16 protein-coding genes are annotated in these 18,582 nt (G+C 52.9%); 6 read left to right on the forward strand and 10 right to left on the reverse strand.

Annotation, left to right across the window (positions count from 1 at the left end; genetic code table 11):
* Positions 1-203: 203 nt before the first annotated feature.
* On the reverse strand, positions 204-1,541 hold the full coding sequence (locus ACJJIJ_RS17300; RefSeq protein WP_252083790.1) for a dicarboxylate/amino acid:cation symporter: 1,338 nt from the start codon (positions 1,539-1,541) through the stop codon (positions 204-206).
* Between the two features lie 289 nt (positions 1,542-1,830).
* Positions 1,831-2,847, reverse strand: coding sequence for a LysR family transcriptional regulator (locus tag ACJJIJ_RS17305; protein WP_252083791.1), 1,017 nt, complete (start codon positions 2,845-2,847; stop codon positions 1,831-1,833).
* A gap of 16 nt (positions 2,848-2,863) precedes the next feature.
* Between ACJJIJ_RS17305 and ACJJIJ_RS17310 the strand changes: the two genes are divergently transcribed.
* The 5 genes from ACJJIJ_RS17310 to ACJJIJ_RS17330 all read left to right on the forward strand — a co-directional run bounded on the left by ACJJIJ_RS17310 (position 2,864) and on the right by ACJJIJ_RS17330 (position 8,554).
* A complete protein-coding gene (locus tag ACJJIJ_RS17310) occupies positions 2,864-3,790 on the forward strand; it encodes a CmcJ/NvfI family oxidoreductase (RefSeq protein ID WP_444938000.1) in 927 nt (308 codons plus the stop codon).
* A 27-nt stretch (positions 3,791-3,817) separates the two neighbouring features.
* Positions 3,818-5,146, forward strand: a complete 1,329-nt coding sequence (locus ACJJIJ_RS17315; protein WP_444938001.1) for an aldehyde dehydrogenase family protein — start codon at positions 3,818-3,820, stop codon at positions 5,144-5,146.
* Positions 5,147-5,185: 39 nt separating this feature from the next.
* On the forward strand, positions 5,186-6,004 hold the full coding sequence (locus ACJJIJ_RS17320; RefSeq protein ID WP_444938002.1) for a prolyl hydroxylase family protein: 819 nt from the start codon (positions 5,186-5,188) through the stop codon (positions 6,002-6,004).
* Between the two features lie 228 nt (positions 6,005-6,232).
* Positions 6,233-6,865 (forward strand): DUF6058 family natural product biosynthesis protein, encoded by a 633-nt coding sequence (locus tag ACJJIJ_RS17325; RefSeq protein ID WP_252083795.1) that lies wholly within the window; start codon positions 6,233-6,235, stop codon positions 6,863-6,865.
* 186 nt (positions 6,866-7,051) lie between these two features.
* A complete protein-coding gene (locus ACJJIJ_RS17330) occupies positions 7,052-8,554 on the forward strand; it encodes a tetratricopeptide repeat protein (RefSeq protein WP_252083796.1) in 1,503 nt (500 codons plus the stop codon).
* 80 nt (positions 8,555-8,634) lie between these two features.
* Here the strand turns inward: ACJJIJ_RS17330 and map are convergent, their stop codons facing one another.
* Positions 8,635-9,411 (reverse strand): type I methionyl aminopeptidase, encoded by a 777-nt coding sequence (gene map, locus ACJJIJ_RS17335; RefSeq protein ID WP_444938003.1) that lies wholly within the window; start codon positions 9,409-9,411, stop codon positions 8,635-8,637.
* Complete coding sequence (locus ACJJIJ_RS17340; protein ID WP_444938004.1) at positions 9,404-9,610, reverse strand: ParD-like family protein; 207 nt, start codon at positions 9,608-9,610, stop codon at positions 9,404-9,406. The genes map and ACJJIJ_RS17340 overlap by 8 nt, the downstream gene beginning before the upstream one ends.
* A gap of 154 nt (positions 9,611-9,764) precedes the next feature.
* Between ACJJIJ_RS17340 and ACJJIJ_RS17345 the strand changes: the two genes are divergently transcribed.
* Entirely contained in the window at positions 9,765-11,468 is a 1,704-nt protein-coding gene (locus ACJJIJ_RS17345; RefSeq protein ID WP_444938005.1) for a phytoene desaturase family protein, read from the forward strand.
* A 76-nt stretch (positions 11,469-11,544) separates the two neighbouring features.
* Here the strand turns inward: ACJJIJ_RS17345 and ACJJIJ_RS17350 are convergent, their stop codons facing one another.
* From ACJJIJ_RS17350 to ACJJIJ_RS17375, 6 genes are all read right to left on the reverse strand, one after another.
* Complete coding sequence (locus ACJJIJ_RS17350; protein WP_444938006.1) at positions 11,545-12,138, reverse strand: OmpA family protein; 594 nt, start codon at positions 12,136-12,138, stop codon at positions 11,545-11,547.
* A 73-nt stretch (positions 12,139-12,211) separates the two neighbouring features.
* Positions 12,212-12,859: an HAD family hydrolase gene (locus ACJJIJ_RS17355; protein WP_252083804.1), complete on the reverse strand. Its 648-nt coding sequence runs from the start codon at positions 12,857-12,859 to the stop codon at positions 12,212-12,214.
* A 14-nt stretch (positions 12,860-12,873) separates the two neighbouring features.
* Positions 12,874-13,239, reverse strand: coding sequence for a hypothetical protein (locus tag ACJJIJ_RS17360; RefSeq protein WP_252083806.1), 366 nt, complete (start codon positions 13,237-13,239; stop codon positions 12,874-12,876).
* A 50-nt stretch (positions 13,240-13,289) separates the two neighbouring features.
* Positions 13,290-14,036, reverse strand: a complete 747-nt coding sequence (locus tag ACJJIJ_RS17365) for a 16S rRNA (uracil(1498)-N(3))-methyltransferase (protein ID WP_444938007.1) — start codon at positions 14,034-14,036, stop codon at positions 13,290-13,292.
* Positions 14,037-14,173: 137 nt separating this feature from the next.
* Positions 14,174-17,305: an efflux RND transporter permease subunit gene (locus ACJJIJ_RS17370; protein ID WP_444938008.1), complete on the reverse strand. Its 3,132-nt coding sequence runs from the start codon at positions 17,303-17,305 to the stop codon at positions 14,174-14,176.
* Entirely contained in the window at positions 17,305-18,552 is a 1,248-nt protein-coding gene (locus tag ACJJIJ_RS17375; protein ID WP_444938009.1) for an efflux RND transporter periplasmic adaptor subunit, read from the reverse strand. The genes ACJJIJ_RS17370 and ACJJIJ_RS17375 overlap by 1 nt, the downstream gene beginning before the upstream one ends.
* Between the last annotated feature and the right edge of the window lie 30 nt (positions 18,553-18,582).

Raw genomic sequence — 18,582 nt, forward strand, 5'->3', positions numbered from 1 at the left:
TTTCCTTTAATTAAAACACATCCAATAAAGTGAGCAATTAATTCATTTTCCCAAGGGCTCATAAAGCTATTCTTAAAAAGTATTGATGACTTTTTGGCTAAGCATAAAAAAGAATCAAATATTTTGCTTATATTTTAAGCAGCTCAATGCAATAGATCACTGCATAACATTCCAGGAATTCTCCCCACATATATTGTCATAATTCAGGCCACCTGAGTGGTCACTTCCTCCAGGTTATCGCTCCCCAGTAACTTATCCATCACCAGACAAGCAGTCAGGTCGCCTGTGACATTTACTGCGGTTCGACACATATCCAGAATCCTATCTACACCAATAATCAAGGCAATGCCCTCAGGAGGAACACCAATACCAGCAAGAATTGTCGCGAGAATAACGATACCCACGCCCGGCGTACTGGGCGAGCCGATGGAGGCCCCCACAGTTGTTAACGTCAACCCAACCAGTTGGGCGGTACTGAGATCAATTCCATAAACCTGAGTTAGGAATACAGCCGCTATCACCTGATAGAGCGCGGTGCCGTCCATATTCACCGTAGCGCCAAGGGGCACAATAAATTTGGCTATGGAAGGTTTCACTCCCAGGGAAGTCTCGGCAGTGCGCATTGAAAGCGGCATAACGGCCGCGGAGCTGGAAGTGGAAAAGGCCAGTAGCTGAACGCCGCTGATGCGCTGCAGGAAGCTCAAAGGCCGCATTGGCGTGGCCAGTGCGACAATCAACAGGTAGAACAGCAGTAGGATTAGTAGCCCCAGAATAACCGTGCCTACATAGACAGACATCCCCACTATCGCCGTTAAGCCCACGCGAATGGCGATATCCGCCAATAATCCGAATACCGCCAGCGGCGCGAACAGCATGGCCCAACCGACTATTTTCAAGGCGATTTCCTGCACTATGCCGAAGGCATAGACTGCAGTTTCACGCTGCTTTTGCGGCAGCAACATCACTGCCACTCCGGTGAAAATCGCGTAAACCACCAGCTGCAGCATATTGCGCATGGCGATGCTCTGATTCAGGTTGGCCGGAATCAGTTCGGCAATTCGCTCCGGTAGCGGCTTGGATTCCAGCATCTGTGGTGGTGGGCTGCCGGGTAATTCAGTAGCTGCCGTGAGCAGGGCCTCATCGATATAGTTACCCGGTTGAATAAATTGGGCCAGGACTATGCCGATAACCACCGCTACTGTGGTGGTGGCAATAAAATAGGGCGCTATACGCAGGCCAACCCGCTTGAGCTGGGATACATTTCCACTGCCACAGAGCCCGAGGATAATGGAGGAGACCACCAGTGGAATCACCACCATTTGGATCATATTCAGGAATAGGGCACCGGGCAGCTTGAACCAGCTGGCCAATATTACGCTGAGATTCTCATCGACCAGCCCAGCCCCTTCCGGCGACAGCAGCAGCCCAATACCGAGCCCCAGCACCATAGCCAACAGGATTTGCATCCACAGGCGCGTGCGCATCAACAGGCCCAGGGATTCCACCATCCTGAACAGGTAAACATTGGAACCATAATTCATACGAGAATTACCAGATTCAAATTCATTAACTCGGCACCCAAAAGGAAAGCCACCAGTATCCTGCAACTCTAGAGCAAAACTCTTTAGTCAGATCAAGTGAGGGCGATCACGCAATCCCAGGCAATGATTGGTAAGAGTGGTTGCAGAAAGATGACACCGTGAGTCCCTAGTGAAAAAGGGCAAGGGGTAGATCGTTCACCACTCTAAAAATACTACGGCCTGTTTACCCACATTCAACACCAATGCTTTATCTAATAGCGAGGCCGCTAAAGAATACTCTTGCGCGTTTTTACTGATGATCCGTCGCTGGAGCAAATTGCTGCGCCAATAACTCCCTGATCCATTTATGCAGCGGATCCTGCCCGCTGCGACTGTGCCAGGCGGCGATCACATCGAAACCGGGGGGCTGGTCGGCAATCGGCAGGGTACTCAGGCGCTCATCGGGCAACAGGCGCGACGGCAGGAAAGCCACGGTATTGGTGGAGGCAATACATTCGGCTGCAGCGGCAAAAGAGGGAACCGACAACACCACATTGCGCTGCAGGCCAAACTCCTCGAACCAGGTATCGGCCATGCCACGCAGTTCTCCGCGGGAGGGAGACACCACCAATTGCGGTAGCGCCGCCAACTGTGCCAATGCCAGGGTTTCCCCTGTTAACTGGCCGGGTATTTTTGCATGGCGGCAGCACACGCAAACATAGTGCTCTCGATATAGCAGCATTGTCGGGCAGTTGTCCGGCACAAAACCGGGTGTACTGAAGACCAAATCTACCTCACCGGTTTGCAGCTGCTGCGCCATGCGGTCGATTTCCAGCTTGAGTACAACCACTTTGAGGCCCGGGGCCTGTTCACGCAGTTTTTTCAGCAGCCCCGGCAATACCACTCGCTGTTCAAAGTCGGTGGCACTGATAGTAAAAATACCGGTGTACTCGGCCGGCAGAAATTCGTGCCCACGCAACAGTGAGGCGATTTCGTTTAACACGCTATCGATCCTCGGTGCCAGCCGTTCTGCCAGGGGAGTGGCTACCACTCCATTGCTGGTCCGAATAAATAAGCGGTCGCCAAAGATCTCCCGCAGTCGCTTGAGCTGTTCACTCACGGTCTGCTGAGTCACACCGAGCTGGTCGGCCACCCGGGATAAATTTAACTCCCGCAGAATTGCCTGCAGCAACCGCAGTTGCTTTAGTTCAAGCCGGTCCAGGCGATCGTCTCTGTTGCCCCTAGTCAAACCTGTATCACTCACAATCGTTACTTGATTTTCATTGTATCTGCTCCAGCCTAGCATTGCCGATACATAGACCTTCATGAGTGAGGAACCCACTATGCCAGGCGCGACTCTGCAATCATCGACACCGGGCTTAATGCGGGCAAGTATCAACTACGCAGACCCCAGCGCAGAGCTGGTCTACGACCAACGCCATACAGGCCCCGGCCCCGCTAGCCTGATCGATCAGGTAATCCCCCACCTGGTGACAGTTCATGACGGCAGGCAACTGCAGGCTGCGGGGGAGACCTTCCGTTTGGACGAACAGGGGTTTGAGCTGGTAGAGCCCAGCCTCGGTATCGACCTGCACCAGCTGGATGACACTTTAAAAGCGCTGGATAGCAACAAGCCTTCAGCCAATAGCACAGTGCTTTCGCCAGAATCCCGAGACACCTTGATCCGTACTCAGTGGTATCCGGCGATTGAGCGATGGCTGGCTGCTTATTTGGGGGCGGACCAGGTTGTGACCTTCGATCACACGCTGCGCGCTCAGACTAAAGCAGACGCCATCGCTGAGCAGAGCCGCAGTCGCCGCGCCCCGGTAAAAATCGCGCACAACGATTACACGCCCTGGTCTGCCCAGCGCCAGCTCAAGCAGACGCTACCGGAATACGGCTTAAATCCGGACGATTTTCCCCGGTTTAAGTTTGTGAACTTGTGGCTGCCGCTGCTGCATCGGGTTGAAGAGTCCCCCCTGGCTATGGCGGATCTGCGCAGCGTGGAAGCAGCGGATTTCCACAAAATGCGCCTGATTTATCCAGAGCGGGAGGGGCAGATTTCTGTCATCAGCTCCAACCCTCAACACCGCTGGGTTTGGTTTAGTGGTATGCGCCCCGGCGAAGGGTTGCTACTGCGGGTTTTTGATAGCGAACACAGCGATGTGATTACCGGCAGTCCCCATAGCGCCTTCGACTTACCGGAAAGCGAAAATGCTCCCCGGCGTACCAGCCTGGAAATTCGCACTATCGCGTTGTTTAAACATTAATTAAATTGAAATATCGATCAAAACCCCATGAATAAAACCCTGAACTCAACAGATCCTTTAAATAACGAAGTTATCGGTAGCGTCGCTATTTGTTATGAAGACGATTTAAAAGGATTGCTGCAGCAGGCAAAGCAGGCACAGGTTGAGTGGGGCAAAAAATCCATTCAGCAGCGTGTACAGCTTGTACAACAAGCCTATAAGCAGCTTGAACCCATACAGGCGAAATTGGCAAAACTGATCAGCCGTGAGATGGGCAAAGATGCGCGGCGGGCCAGCTACGAGGCGGGTGGTGCCATCCACAGTGGCCCCTGGTTGGCCGGAGATTCCGGTGAGGCCCTGCGCAGCCAGCGCCAGGGTAATAGTGAAATTCAATATCGTCCGTTGGGCGTGGTCGCGGTTATTTCCCCCTGGAATTACCCTCTGGCGATGGCCAATAACCTGATCGTACCGGCACTGATTGCCGGCAACAGCGTGATTTTAAAACCCTCCGAAGAAACCCCTCTGGTTGCAGACCTACTGGTAAAAACTCTGAACCAATCGCTGCCCAGCGGAGTATTACAGATTGCCCATGGAGATGGAAAAACCGGAGAAGCCCTGGTCAAAGCGGACATCAATATGGTTGCTTTCACCGGCTCCCGTGCAACCGGCCAGGCCATCATGGCCAATGCCGCTCCCAAGTTAAAGCGCCTGATCATGGAATTGGGCGGCAATGATCCCATGCTGGTTTTGGCCAGCGCCGATATTCACCGCGCCGCACAATTCGCCGTGGCTTCCAGCTTTGAAAATGCCGGACAAATGTGCACTTCAACTGAACGTGTTTATGTAGACGAGCGTATCGCGGACCAGTTTGAGCGAGCGGTGGTTGCCATTGCAAAAAATTATCGCACCGGTGGTTGGCCAGAAGGGGATGTCGATATAGGGCCATTGGTCAATCCCCGTCAGCATCAAAAAGTGGTTCGGCATATTCATGACGCCATAGAGAAGGGCGCAACGCTTTTGCTGGGAGAAAAATCCCCCGAGCTTCCTTTTATTCCTCCCACGGTCATCAGTGGTATCAAACCGGGTATGCAACTTGAGGACGAGGAAACTTTTGGCCCGGTAGTCGCAATAGACCGGTTCAGCACCATTGAAGAGGGGATTCACAGAGCCAACGACTCTGTATACGGCTTGGGCGCCGTGGTATTTGGCAAAGCAGATGTCCAGGAAGTCGCGAATCAACTACAGGCGGGCATGATTGGTATTAACCAGGGGGCCGGTGGAACACCATGGGTAGGTGCCAAGCAGAGTGGTTTTGGCTACCACGGCGGGGCTGAGGGACACCGACAATTTGCCCAGCTCACCCTTATTAATCATTAATTAAAAAACTCGAGTGCAGATATTTTGGACGAAGTCATTATGCCAAGTTCTCAAGACATTGCGATGAACCCATCAACTGAGGCCAACAACAGCCTTGAGCAGGATTTCTTTATTATCGCCAGGGAACCCGGTGCGGAGCATCCTGCTCTGCCCACCTGGGCCGCACGACTGGCAAACCCAGCCTCACTAAAGGGTAACGCCCCGTCTTTGGTTCAGCGCAGAGAAATTGCCGAGGTGCCCGGCGCTTTTCAATTACTCAATGTATTTTCCAGTGAGGAATGCCAGCGCCTCATCGATATCACTGAAAATATCGGTTATCTGCCAGATGCCGCCGTTTCTTTGCCCAGGGAGGTACGCCATAACGACAGCCTTACCTGGGTAGTAGATGAAACTACCGAACGGCTAATCTGGCAGCGGTGCAGCGCTTTTATGCAGGACCCCAATGGCTACTTTGAAGGGCGGGAGCCAGTGGGACTCAATCAGCGTTTTCGCTTTTATCGTTATGGCGAAGGTGATTACTTTCAATTTCACACCGATGGAGCCTGGCCGGGCAGCCGAATCATAGATGGCCAGTTGGTCGCTAATGGTTTTCCAGACCGTTTTAGCGAAATGACTTTTCTAGTTTTACTCAGTGAAGATTTTGACGGCGGCGCCACACGTTTTCGTGTCAATGCAGATAACCCCTACCAACAGCCCAGCCGGCACTCCATGATGGATATTGATGTAAAAACCCCCGCTGGATCCGTACTGTGTTTCCCCCATGGTATGCACCCCTTGCATAGGATCCACAGCTCAACGGCAATTACTCGTGGAATAAAATATATTATTCGTACAGATATATTATTTCTTCAGGATTGATTAACAAGGTTAACAATTTTATTTAAAAAATCTTAATAAAGCATTCAGTCGCAGGGAAGCGGCTCGAACTTTAATAACAATAAATCGCTACTTAGAGCTTCCCTAAATTCGCTACATATAATCTATAGCCCGACTTATATACTACGCCCTCCATCGAAGTGTTGCCGTAAGGTTTATGTCAAGCTGCACTGCCAATCTGATCGCAACGGCACATTCGGGTGTGTACTTATGGAATTAATAGAATATTTACAGAGTCACTTTTATAGTAAAGAGGAGCTGCTATCGCTAAGCAGTTTAAGGCAGGAAGAGTTTGTAAGCTACCAGAATGCCCTTGTGATGCCTAAAGCTTCCTACACGATGGTGCTGGGCCTGCAATGCCATTCATTCTTCGGCACCCATAATGAATCCCATAACCGAGAGTTCTACGCCAAAGGTTATGTATCCTGGTTAAAAGACCTTCGGCTACAAAATAATCCAAAACAGATTTTTGATTTATTTAAAACAAGATACACGGATACAATCTATCAGTTAAAGTCTATTGGCCATAGTTGTTCTGACATAAAAATGAACAAGGGGCTTACCACACATATCGAAAGCGAATGGAAACACTTTATCGATGGTACTTATGGGCTATGCACCAAAAGCGGACTCCCCGAGGATATAGCCCGTAAAGAGCTGGCCTCTATAGTGATCAAGGAGTTAACAAAAGAGGGGAATCTCAGCAGAATAGGCCTACAAAAATTACAGAGGGCTGTTGACCTGCTAGAGAGCGCCAGCAGCCTTTTCGCACCCCATGAGCGGCATAAGAGTTCGAGGCAAATACTGATTCATGATATTCGTCAACAATTTAATCTCAGATAAAGACACTGTAAAAGCCAACGTCAAAAACTGAGAAACATATTGTCGCCACAAGCCAAGAAAAGCAGGGTAGACTACACCTATACCAAATGGCCATATGATTTGGCATGTACTAAACGTATATGCCCCTATAAAATCCCGCCCCTTTAATTGGCTCAAGCCTCTCCGCACTTTTATTAGAGATATTCCATGAAAAGCAGAGTTTACTGCCTTATATCCTTTCTATTGCTATCCGTCTTAACGGTATCAGCCTACGCAAGAGATTGGCGGGAATATAAAAGCACTAACTTTACCGTCTACTCCGATGTTTCATCGAAAAAAACTGAGGCCTTATTGCGCGAGCTGGAAAAATTTCGCAGCGCCTCACTTATGGTAACAGGCATGGAAGATCGTCCTGAAAACTCTAGGCTTAGGGTCTATCACTTTAATAAGTCTAGAGAATTTGAAAAATTCTCCGGAAAAAGAAGTATCGCAGGCTTCTACATCAATACCATCGATGGCCCCTTAATTTTTTCCCAGGAAAACAAACGTGGCATATTGAACGGCCAAGCAATCATGTTTCATGAATATGTTCACCATCTTATGCGTGAGCGCGGTTCCATGCGTTACCCCAGGTGGTATTCAGAGGGTTTCGCAGAATTATTAGCCAGTGCGACTATTGATCAGGATTCCATCACCATCGGCAACGTTCCGGAGTGGAGAGCTTACTCTCTGGAAGAAGGCACTTTGAAAGCCAGGGAAATTCTCCAACCAAACTACAACAGGAAAGGTTGGAAACATGCTAACCAGTATTACGCCAGTGCATGGTTATTATTACATTATTTATTTTTTAGCGAAGATGCCAGAAAAAATGCATATCATGAAAAAACCAAAAATTACCTGGCAGATATCAATAATGGAGGAGATCCACTAGATCTCTTTACACAACATTATGATATCCGAGAGGAAGATTTAGATATCGCATTAACTCGCCACCTAAAAGAACGGCGTCTGTCGGGCTACAAGGTTAATCTAACCAAAAACGTCTTTAAAATCGAAAAGCGCAAACTGAACCATAATGAAAAATCCCTATTATTGGCGGAGCGAGCGGTTGACCTTGAAAGATATGATCAGGCGTTAAGCTATCTGAATAAAGTAAAAAAAGATGCTGCCAAGTTACCAGGAGTTATCGCTCTGAAAGCGAATCTATTAATGCACAATCAGCAGGAGACTGCGGCACAGGCTTTACTTCAGGAATTATCAGAAATATCTGATTTGAATCATACAGCGGCAACGAATCTATCTGTTTACCATTTATATAGCTTACATGATACGCTTGAATCCCGGCAATGGGATGAGGGGAGCTATACCAAAACGGTGCATTATGCAGATATGGCTATAGCGCTAAATCCGGCTTCCCTATCGGCTTACCAGTACAAATGGATGGCTCAGCAGTACAAAGGCGAAAGTGTTGCCGCACTGAAAACCATGATGGCAGCCTATCAGAAGAATCCAAATAGTATTGAAATAAATAGCGCTATTGGCTTTCACCTCGCAAAACTTAAAAAGCCAAAGCTTGCAAAACCATTTCTGGAGAAAACTCTGGCCTGGTCCCACAATCACAAGGTTCGATCACGCGCTAAAAAATTGCTCGATTGGGTAGCAAAGGAAACTTCCACTGACAGTGGAGTGAGTTCAGAACAGATATCCTGAGTCCGAGCGCTAGATCAAGCGCATAGCACGTAGAGAATTACTTTCTACGTGCTATGAAAGCGAAGAAATTAGCCTCTCCTCTAACTCTTCTTTTCCTCTTCCCGCAAAGTCAGCACTTCATATCCATTCGCCGTAACCAGCACTGTGTGCTCCCACTGCGCGGAGAGCCTGCCATCTTTGGTCACCACGGTCCAACCATCTTTTTTGAGTTTGGTTTTGCGATTACCCTGATTGATCATGGGCTCAATCGTAAATGTCATTCCCTCGCGTAAAACAGCTCCGCTGCCCGCTCGGCCAAAGTGCATTACCTGGGGTTCTTCATGCATTTCACGGCCAATACCATGGCCACAGTATTCACGCACCACACTGAACCCGCGCTTTTCAACATACTGTTGAATCGTATGGCCCACATCACCAAAAGTCGCGCTGGGTTTTACGGTGTGAATACCGGCCCACATGGCATCGTAGCAACACTGCACCAGTTTTTTGGCAATGGGAGTCACATTACCGATCATATACATCTTGCTGGAATCGGCGATATAACCGGACTTTTCCAGGGTTATATCCACGTTGACGATATCGCCATCGCGCAACACCTGCCCCTCCCGTGGCATGCCGTGGCAAACCACCTCATTAATCGAAGTATTGAGAGAGTAGGGATAGTCGTATTGCCCTTTGCTGGCTGGGCGCGCCTGCAACTCCCGGGTAATAAACGTTTCCACCCGGTCGTTAATTTCCATGGTAGTAATACCCGGCTTCACAATACCATCGAGCATGGCGAACACCCGGCTCAATAATTCACCGGAGTTACGCATCAACGCCTGCTCCCTGGCGGTCTTTATTTTTATGTTATTCACGAGTGAGCTCTTCCAGAGTAAATGATTCGGTGCGCAGTAGTTTCTTGCACAACTGGCTGTAACTGAGCTTTGGATTCAGCTCGGCCAACATGCCGATCTTTATCCAATACTCGGCCTGGGCGTTAATAGAACGCGCCAATGTTGTACTCGCTTTACGGATTTCATCATGTAATTCATCCGAGATCTTAACGATACCCATTTTATACACCGCATATATTATCCATATACAAAGTGTATATTTCTTTTCATTAGAAGTACAAGCCGACCAGCAAGATCAAAAATATGCAACTTGTTGCATAGTCAATATTTGAACGATATGGTTGAGAGATAAAAACAATAGTGATGAGGCCACCATGTCCGAAACCACCGAGAAGAAACGCAGTGCCCCCAAGCCCAGCCGCCTGCGTATTGGCCAGCGTTACCGTGCCAGTCGCTTGAACGGCCCCTACGATGCCCTGGTAATCGGCTCTGGAATCGGCGGCCTGACTACTGCGGCTATGCTGAGTGCCACCGGTAAGAAGGTACTGGTCCTGGAACAGCACTACACCGCCGGCGGCTATACCCATGCCTACGACCGCAATGGCTACGAGTGGGATGTCGGCGTGCACTACATTGGCGATGTGGGCGAGCACCCGACCATGACAGGCCGGATTTTCGACTTTATCAGCGGGGGTAAGTTGCATTGGGCGCCGATGGACGACACCTACGATCGCATTTGTATCGGCGAAGAGCAGTTTGATCTGCGCGCCGGTCGCCAAACGTTTATCGATGAACTGGTTAAACATTTTCCCGACGAGCGGGAAAATATCGAGCGCTATCTGGGCCGCCTCAACGAGGTGGCCAAATCCATGCAACGCATTGCGATGGAGAAGCTGTTTCCCGGCTGGTGCGGCCTTCTCCTGCGGCTTTGGCGTAAACTGCGCGACCCCTCCTGGCTGAACAAAACCACCCGCGAAGTGCTGGCTGAAATCACCAACAACGAGAAACTGATCTCCGTACTCACTGGCCAGTGGGGCGACAACGGCATGGCGCCGGCACAGAGCAGTTTTATTATTCACGCCCTGATTGCCAAACATTATTTGTATGGGGGTTACTACCCCGTGGGCGGTGCCAGCAAGATTTCCGAGACCATTATTCCGCAAATTCAGGCCAGTGGCGGCGATGTATTTACCTATGCCAAGGTGGAGACCATTCTGTTAGATGGCAATAAGGTTCGCGGCCTGCGCATGAGCGATGGCACCGAAATTGAGGCGCCCGTGGTGATTTCCGGAGCGGGAGTATTCAATACTTTCGAAAAATTACTGCCCCAGAGTGCCAGTGAGCGCCTCGGTTACCTGCGCGACCTGAAAACCGTCACTCCATCTATGTCTCACCTGTGCCTGTATATCGGCCTGGAAAAGACCGCCGAAGAACTACAACTACCGAAAACCAATTACTGGCTCTATACCAGTGAGAACTACGAGGAGGATATGCAGGCCTTCCTGCAGGATAGCGACAAAGATATTCCGCTAGCCTATATCTCTTTCCCCTCGGCCAAGGACCCCACCTTTACCCAGCGCTATCCTGGGCGCGCCACTATCGAAATCGTTGCACCAGCCAACTACGATTGGTTCGCCCAGTGGCATGACAAACCCTGGGGCAAGCGCGGTGATGACTATGAAGCCCTGAAAGAGGCCTTCAGCCAGCGTTTATTGGAGCACCTTTACAAGCATTTCCCCCATCTGCGCGGGCAAATCGATTACTACGAATTATCCACACCGCTGTCGACAGATTATTTCTGCTTCTATCCACGCGGTGAAATTTATGGCCTCGACCACGATCCCAAACGTTTTGAACAGCGTTGGCTAAGACCCAAGACACGACTCAATGGACTCTATCTCACCGGCCAGGATGTGATGAGTTGCGGCGTGGCCGGGGCAATGATCTCGGGGGTATTAACCGCTCAAAGTATTCTCGGCTTGCGCCAGGGAGCGAAGTTGATGCGCCAGGTTATTAGTGGCCAGCCTTTTCAGGTACCGGCAAACGGTGGTGAAGCGCTGGGCAAGGCATCCTCCTGATATGCCGAGAACAAAGATCTTTCTGCAGCTGCAATAATAAAAAACCCGGCGTTGAATGCCGGGTTTTTTATTGATTTTATGGGCTAGGGGATGTCTTTAATCGAGGCAATCTACTGGGCATTCGGTCGAAGTTTAAGACGCGGATAACCAGACGTCGGTTTTCTTTCTGCCCGGCCTTGCTTTCATTATCGGCGATAGGGTCTGTATCACCATAGCCCTGGGCCCGCATACGCTCACCGTCTACACCGCGCTCTATCAGGAAATTGCGCACCCAGTCTGCGCGCCACTGAGACAGGTGCAGGTTTTTCTTTGGGTCACCGTCATTATCCGTGTGCCCCTCAATCGTAATTCGCATCTCGGGGAAATCGCGCATGATCACCAATAACGCCTCCAGATCAGCGATGCTGTCCATGCGCGGCGCAAAGCCACCGGGGTCAAACTCCAGGCGCAATCTAAAAGTATCCCCATCTTTACGGGAATTTCCGCGTAAAAAGCGCACCAAATCATCGGCAAAGGGAGCCGCCTGCCTCGCCTCTTTCTCGCTGTCTCCGGACTGCACCGCAGACTGAGGTTCAAGGGCGTATTTCCTATTGGGATCGGGGGTGGGGCAGCCGGCAAGTAATAGCGCCAGCAGGGCGAGATAGCAGACGAATAAAGGCTTGCCCGCCATAGACAAAACTTCCGGTTTGCAGACGTCAAATTCAGTGTAGAACAAGCTGCCGGCGGCAGGAGATATCTAGCGGTTAGAGGAAGTTCAACACCGACATCATATCGCTAACTACCCGGGCACCGCGCTGCTCCAGCTGTGGCGCTCTCTGCTTATGGGTGCTGTAACCGACTACGCGCATGCCAGCGGCTACCGCAGCTTCCACACCGGCGTTAGAATCCTCCACGACCAGACAACGCCCCGGCTCCACCCCCATACTGGTGGCCGCATGCAGGAACAGCTCCGGCCAAGGTTTACCGCGGGATACATCCTCAGCACTGTAGATCCTGCCGTCGAAGTAGTCGTAGAGACCGGTTTTATTTAGGGTGAGATGCATTTTCTGGTGAGAGCCCGATGAGGCCACGCAACTGCGCATGCCGATCTGCTGTAAGTGATCAAGCAAGCCCTCAATACCGACTACGGGTTCCAACTCGGCGTGGAATGCTTCGCGAATACGGCGCTCGGTATTACCAAAATAATTGTCTGGCAGGGGGCCGCCGAAACGCTTCTCGATTTCCAGTAGGCAGTCCCTGGCGGGCCGGCCGCTGAATTGCTCATCCAGCTCCTCCGCAGTGGTGGCCATACCCAACTTATTCATTTCTTCGGCGAGTATGCGGCAGACGATACTCTCGCTATCCACCAACACACCGTCGCAATCAAAAATGATCAAATCTATGGAAGACATGGGACCCCGTAAAATCAGCGCGCTGAAAGCAGCATGATACCGATAACCACACCGAGTATACCGCTGATACGCAGGAAGTTTTCATTGCCCTGGGAGATTTTGATGGCCAGCGCCTTGCCGCGCTCAAAACCCATTTGCAGCATATAGGCGCCACTCAGCAGCACCAATACGCCCAGGGCGTTGAAGAGGATATACCAGTGGCGCGTGTCAGCGATCAACAGCAGGAAGAGACCGATAAAGATGCGCAGCCAGGCGGAAAAGAAATAGCCCGTTTCGCTGAGTCGCTCACTGATGGTTTGCGCCAACTTGGGCTTGGCAATAACCGCCAGCGACAACAAGACAATGGCGATACCCAATAACCCTACAATTACTCGAATCATAGTTTCCCTTCCTGGTTTTCATCCTATCCAATTTTGGCTTGCGCCGGCTCCTACAGGTCACCCCATTGGAACTGTAATACAGACAGTGCGGCGATAGGCGCGGTTTCGGTGCGCATAACCCTCGGTCCCAAGCGCAGTGGCATAAAGCCGTGGCCCAAGGCCAGATCAATCTCCGCCTGGGACAATCCACCCTCTGGCCCCACCATCAACAGGGCCGAATCCGGCTTGCCATTGTCCGCTTCCCAGCGGCGCAGATCCAGCTCGGTGCGGTGGTGTAATACCAGCTTGGTTTGTGGTGCACCCTGTTGTGCTGAGATCTGCAGATAGTGCGGTAGTTTTAACGGCTCGGCAATTTCCGGCAACAGATTGCGCTCACACTGCTCACAGGCGCTGATGGCAATCTGGCGCCAGTGGCCAAGCTTTTTTTGCAGGCGCTCGCCGGATAGTTTGACTTCGCAGCGTTCGCTAAACAGCGGTTGGATGGCCGCCACCCCCAGCTCGGTAGCCTTCTGTATCACCCAGTCGAATCGGTCACCGCGGGAGATGCCAATTGCCAGGGTTAACGCCAGAGGCGACTGGCGATTATCTTCGCGAAATGCACCAACACCCACTTGTGCACGCTTACCCGTTGCCAGCAATTCCGCGCTGTACTCGCCGCCCAAACCGTCGAAAAGAGTCATCGGGTGGCCGGCGCCGAGGCGCAGGACTTTTACCAGGTGCCGGGAAGCGCCCTCATCCAACTCGATTTGCGAAACACCGGCCAGGGCCTGCTGGGAGAAGATACGCGGAATGCGCATGGGTAAAGATCCTGTAAAGCACTATAAAAAAGCCGACAGAGATGTCGGCATTTTGCAGGCGGGTAGTTTAGGCACTAATGCACAGACCAGGCAATGGCGGAACCCCCCCCCACCATTGCCCGGCGTGAAAATCGCGATCAGGCAGTTTCCAGAGACACCGGAGTGTCAGTTTGCTCCTGGCGCTTGCCTTTCGGACGCAGCACTTCGATCACCTTGTACAGGTTCGGCACCAGTACCAGGGTTACCGCGGTGGCAAACAGGACGCCAAAGGCGAGGCTGATCACCATGGGAATCAGGAACTGCGCCTGAATAGAGCGCTCGAACATGATCGGCACCAACCCGATGAAGGTAGTGATAGAGGTGAGGATAATCGGGCGGAAACGATCGCGACCCGCCTGTACCACCGCATCCATCACCGCCCAGCCCTGGGCGCGCAGCTGGTTGATGCGATCCATCAATACCAGGTTATCGTTCACCACAACCCCCGCTGCGGCGAGGAAGCCGAGCATGGACATGATGCTGATATCGTGGCCCATCAACAGGTGGCCTACTACCGCGCCAAAGAAGCCGAACGGTACTGCGGTGAGGATCAACAGCGGCTGCGAGTAAGAGCGGAAAGCGATAGCCAGCAGGGCGTAAATGGCGAACAGAGACAGCACGAAGAACGCCAGGATCGCACCGTTGAACTCTTCCTCCTCCTGCATTTCACCGGCAGTTCTCAGGGAGAAACCGGGGAACTGGCGCTCCAGCTCAGGCACCAGAGTCTCGCGCATATCCTTGAGAATTTCCTGCGCAGTGGAGGTGTTCGGCGTCAACTCGGCAAACACGCGCACGGTGCGCTCGCGGTTGTTGCGGCGGATGGTGGTGTAACCGGGCACATAGACCGCATCGGCCACCGCAGAGAAGGGCACTTCTCCCTCCGCCGTACGAATACGCACGCGGTCCATCTGCTCTTCGCTGGCGCGCTCTTCCTGCGGGTAGCGCACCATCACCCTAACGTCCTCGCGACCGCGGGGAATACGCTGTACCTCTTCGCCATAGAAACCCTGGCGCACCTGCCTGGCCACATCCGCCAGGTTGATACCCATGGTGGTGGCGTGGGGCTTCAGCTGAATTTCGATATCGCGACGCGCACTGGTGAGATTGTCACGCACATCGTAAACACCGGCATAGCTGTTCATCTTCTTCTTCACCGCATCGGCGGCAGCGCGCAATTCGTCCATATCCCCCGAAGCGGTGCTCAGGTTCAAGCTCATACCGTTGCCTCCATCGTTGATAGTGGCATCAATATTGAGGTCTTCAACACTGGCCGGCATTTCACCGATCAGCTCGCGCCAGCGCAACGACAGGGTTTTGGAAGTCACATCACGCATCTCTCCGTCGGTGAGCTGCAAGATCACAAAGATGTTGCCTCGCCAGTTGAACACCATGGAGTTCATTACGAAGGGCTCGCCGTCGTTGAGCTTCAGCATCTCCTCATCGGTAGCGAGCTTATCTGCGGCCTCCAGCACCTGGTTCATCACGCGCTCGGCCTCATGAAAAGGCTCGCCATCGGCCATGCTGGCACGCAATTCCAACAGATCCGACGGTACCTGTGGCGAGAAGGAAGAACCCACATAACCACTGGTAAAGACACTGATGGAAAGTACCAGCGCCATGAAAAAGACCATCACCGTGGTGCGGCTGTTGCCAAGGGACTTCTTGAGCAGCGGCAAGTAGTACTTGTCACCGGCGGTCTTCATGGCCCCGGCGAAGCGGCCACGCAGCTTTTGCAACTTGATACCCAGGGCGGACTTGGCGGGTTGCTCTGGTTTCATGCCCACCAAGTGCGCCGGCAGAATCAGCAGAGACTCCACCAGGGAGAACACCAGACACAAGAGCACCACCACCGGCAGTGCCAACATCATCTGCGCGGTATAACCGGGCAGGAACAGCATGGGGATAAAGAACACCATGGTGGAGGTCACGGCGAAGATCACCGGCGCGGAGACCTGCTTCACGCCCTCTTCTGCGGCGGCCAGACCGGTAACACCGCGATCGTGGGCCGCATGCACGGCTTCCCCCACAATAATCGCATCGTCCACCACAATCCCGAGAATCAGCAGGAAGGCGAACAGCGACAGCATATTCAGGCTGACCCCGGTAATCGGCAGCAACCAGAAAGCACCGAGGAAGGCCACAATAATGCCCACCGTTACCCACATCGCCAGCGCCGGGCGCAGGAACAGCATCAGCATGATAAAGACCATGGCGAAGCCGCTTAAGGCGTTGGTGGTCAACAGGTTCATGCGGCCTTCAAAAGCCTTGGAGAAGTCGAACCAGACGTCGAACTCCATACCCGGCGGCAACTGGGTGCGCGCCTCCGCCATAAACGCCTTGATGCGCTCGGCAGTGGCCACCACATCCAGCGGCTCGCCCTGAACCACACGCAGGTTCATAGCCGGATTGCCGTTAAAGAGAATGACGTTGTTGTACTCCTCGAAGCCATCGCGCACGGTGGCCACATCACGCAGCAGCAGTACAGAGCCATCGGCACGGCTGACTACCGGAATACGCTCGAAGTCCTCGGCGGTATAGGCCTGACCACGGGTCTGCACCTGGATATCACCGCGATCCGAACGCACCATACCCGCGGGCAAATCAAGGGAGGAGCGGCGCACCGCGTTGGCCACATCGTTGAAGCTCAGGTTGTAGCGGCGCAGGTCCAGCTCGGAAACCTCGATGGACAGCTCATCCGGACGCTCGCCCCAGATATCCACACGCCGCACACCGGGAATCAGGGTGAGTTTGTCGCGCAGGTCCAGCGCGGTCTCCTTGAGTTGACGCTCGGAAACCGGACCGCCAATGGCGATCATCATCAGCTGAGTATCCCACTCCTGCAGGCGAATCACCGGGCGCTCGATACCCTCGGGGAAGGTGTTAATACTATCCACCTGCACCTTGATATCGTTGAGCAGACGCAGCTCATCGTAGCCATCCACCGCTTGAACTTCGATAGAGGAGTGGCTGCGGCGAGAGGCGGAGTTCACCTCCTTGATGCCCTTCACCTCAGAGATAGCCTCCTCTACACGCACGGTCACCTGCTGCTCGACTTCCGCCGGGCCGGCACCGGGGTAGGATATTTCCACCTCGACAATACCGGGCTGAATCGCTGGAAAGACCTCGCGATCAATCCCACTGATTCCGAAGAAGCCGCCGATGATAATCATAATCATCAACAGGTTGGCGGCCTTACTGTTGCGCGTAAACCAGGAAATAATGCCGTTCATCAGTGGCCTCCGTGGGCAGCGCTATTCGTGGCTGCGGTCTCACCGGAGGTACTTGAATCGGCTTCGGCATCGCTCTTAACGCTATCGATCAGACCGGCAGGCTTCTCGTTGAGAGGATTAGCGGTAAGTGCCATGCCCTCGCGGGAGTATCCCAGACTGGACACCACGACGCGATCACCAACGGCGATATCACCGCGCAGCCACACCTGCTCGCCGATGCTCTGCAATAGCTCCACAGTTTTAAAAACCAGCTTGCTCTCTTCATCCAACACCAGCAGGTGATCGCCCTCGTGCAGAGCCTGGCGCGGCAAAACCACTATGCCGTCCAGAGTGCGACCGGCAATATCGGCTTCCACAAACAGGCCATTCATCAGGGGAACAGCGCCCTCATAAGGGTTCTGTACCTGAGCCACGGCATAAATAAAGCGGCTATTGGTATCGATGCTGGCTTCGGTGCGCACCAGCTGGGCACGCCACTCGCGCTCAAGCCCAGCTACCATCGCCCGCAGACGTACTTCGGGGCCATGTTCGAAGGATTTACCCAGAGGCAGATCGAGCAGTGCCAGCTGTTGATCGGTCAGAGGCAGGCGCACTTCGGCGATGCCGGTGCTGTGGATTTTTGCCAGAGGCGTACCGGGGGTGATGTACTGGCCCAGATCGACATAAGTCTCCACCACGCGCCCGGCAAACGGCGTTTTCACTGCGGTGCGCGCCAGATCGAGTTTGGCTTGGTCGCGATCCGCTCGCGCGGCGGCCACTGCGGCCTCGGCGGCTTCAAGGTGTGGCTTGCGCAGAAACAGGGCGTTGGCAGCTTCGCTGCCCAGATTGCGCCACTCGCGCTTGGCCTGCTTGGCGCGACCCTGCTCTTGAGCCAGGGCGGACTTGGCATCGGCCAGCTGTGATTCGGCACGTGTCACTTTATAGATGTAGTCGGCTTGCTCGAGCTGCAGCAATGATTCCCCCTCGGCAAAGAAGCCGCCGGGCACAAAGGCCTCGCCCACACCTTCAATCACACCGCCGACACGGGCCACCACCTCAATTTCATGGCGAGCATGCACGGTGCCCTGGCTCGGTACCAACAAAGTCTGGCGCCCCGGCTCCGCATACAGGACATCCGCCACCGGCGGTACCACCACCTCCGGTGGTTTTTCTTCCGGCTTGGGCTTCAATAACACCACCGCAGTAATGGCGGCCGCCCCGATAGCCAAAACGGTAAATAAAAGCTTGTTCTTGCTCGACACTTTCACAGGCACCCTCTACCCCATTCTGTGACCGAT

The sequence above is a fragment of the Microbulbifer mixtoriginis (SeqCode) genome (genome assembly GCF_052467945.1).

What these genes read in the sequence shown, in the direction of transcription:
- ACJJIJ_RS17300 (WP_252083790.1), bottom strand. Translation starts at nt 1,541, where the DNA reads ATGAATTATGGTTCCAATGTTTACCTGTTCAGGATGGTGGAATCCCTG.
- ACJJIJ_RS17305 (WP_252083791.1), bottom strand. Translation starts at nt 2,847, where the DNA reads ATGAAGGTCTATGTATCGGCAATGCTAGGCTGGAGCAGATACAATGAA.
- ACJJIJ_RS17310 (WP_444938000.1), top strand. Translation starts at nt 2,864, where the DNA reads ATGCCAGGCGCGACTCTGCAATCATCGACACCGGGCTTAATGCGGGCA.
- ACJJIJ_RS17315 (WP_444938001.1), top strand. Translation starts at nt 3,818, where the DNA reads ATGAATAAAACCCTGAACTCAACAGATCCTTTAAATAACGAAGTTATC.
- ACJJIJ_RS17320 (WP_444938002.1), top strand. Translation starts at nt 5,186, where the DNA reads ATGCCAAGTTCTCAAGACATTGCGATGAACCCATCAACTGAGGCCAAC.
- ACJJIJ_RS17325 (WP_252083795.1), top strand. Translation starts at nt 6,233, where the DNA reads ATGGAATTAATAGAATATTTACAGAGTCACTTTTATAGTAAAGAGGAG.
- ACJJIJ_RS17330 (WP_252083796.1), top strand. Translation starts at nt 7,052, where the DNA reads ATGAAAAGCAGAGTTTACTGCCTTATATCCTTTCTATTGCTATCCGTC.
- ACJJIJ_RS17340 (WP_444938004.1), bottom strand. Translation starts at nt 9,610, where the DNA reads ATGGGTATCGTTAAGATCTCGGATGAATTACATGATGAAATCCGTAAA.
- ACJJIJ_RS17345 (WP_444938005.1), top strand. Translation starts at nt 9,765, where the DNA reads ATGTCCGAAACCACCGAGAAGAAACGCAGTGCCCCCAAGCCCAGCCGC.
- ACJJIJ_RS17350 (WP_444938006.1), bottom strand. Translation starts at nt 12,138, where the DNA reads ATGGCGGGCAAGCCTTTATTCGTCTGCTATCTCGCCCTGCTGGCGCTA.
- ACJJIJ_RS17355 (WP_252083804.1), bottom strand. Translation starts at nt 12,859, where the DNA reads ATGTCTTCCATAGATTTGATCATTTTTGATTGCGACGGTGTGTTGGTG.
- ACJJIJ_RS17360 (WP_252083806.1), bottom strand. Translation starts at nt 13,239, where the DNA reads ATGATTCGAGTAATTGTAGGGTTATTGGGTATCGCCATTGTCTTGTTG.
- ACJJIJ_RS17365 (WP_444938007.1), bottom strand. Translation starts at nt 14,036, where the DNA reads ATGCGCATTCCGCGTATCTTCTCCCAGCAGGCCCTGGCCGGTGTTTCG.
- ACJJIJ_RS17370 (WP_444938008.1), bottom strand. Translation starts at nt 17,305, where the DNA reads ATGAACGGCATTATTTCCTGGTTTACGCGCAACAGTAAGGCCGCCAAC.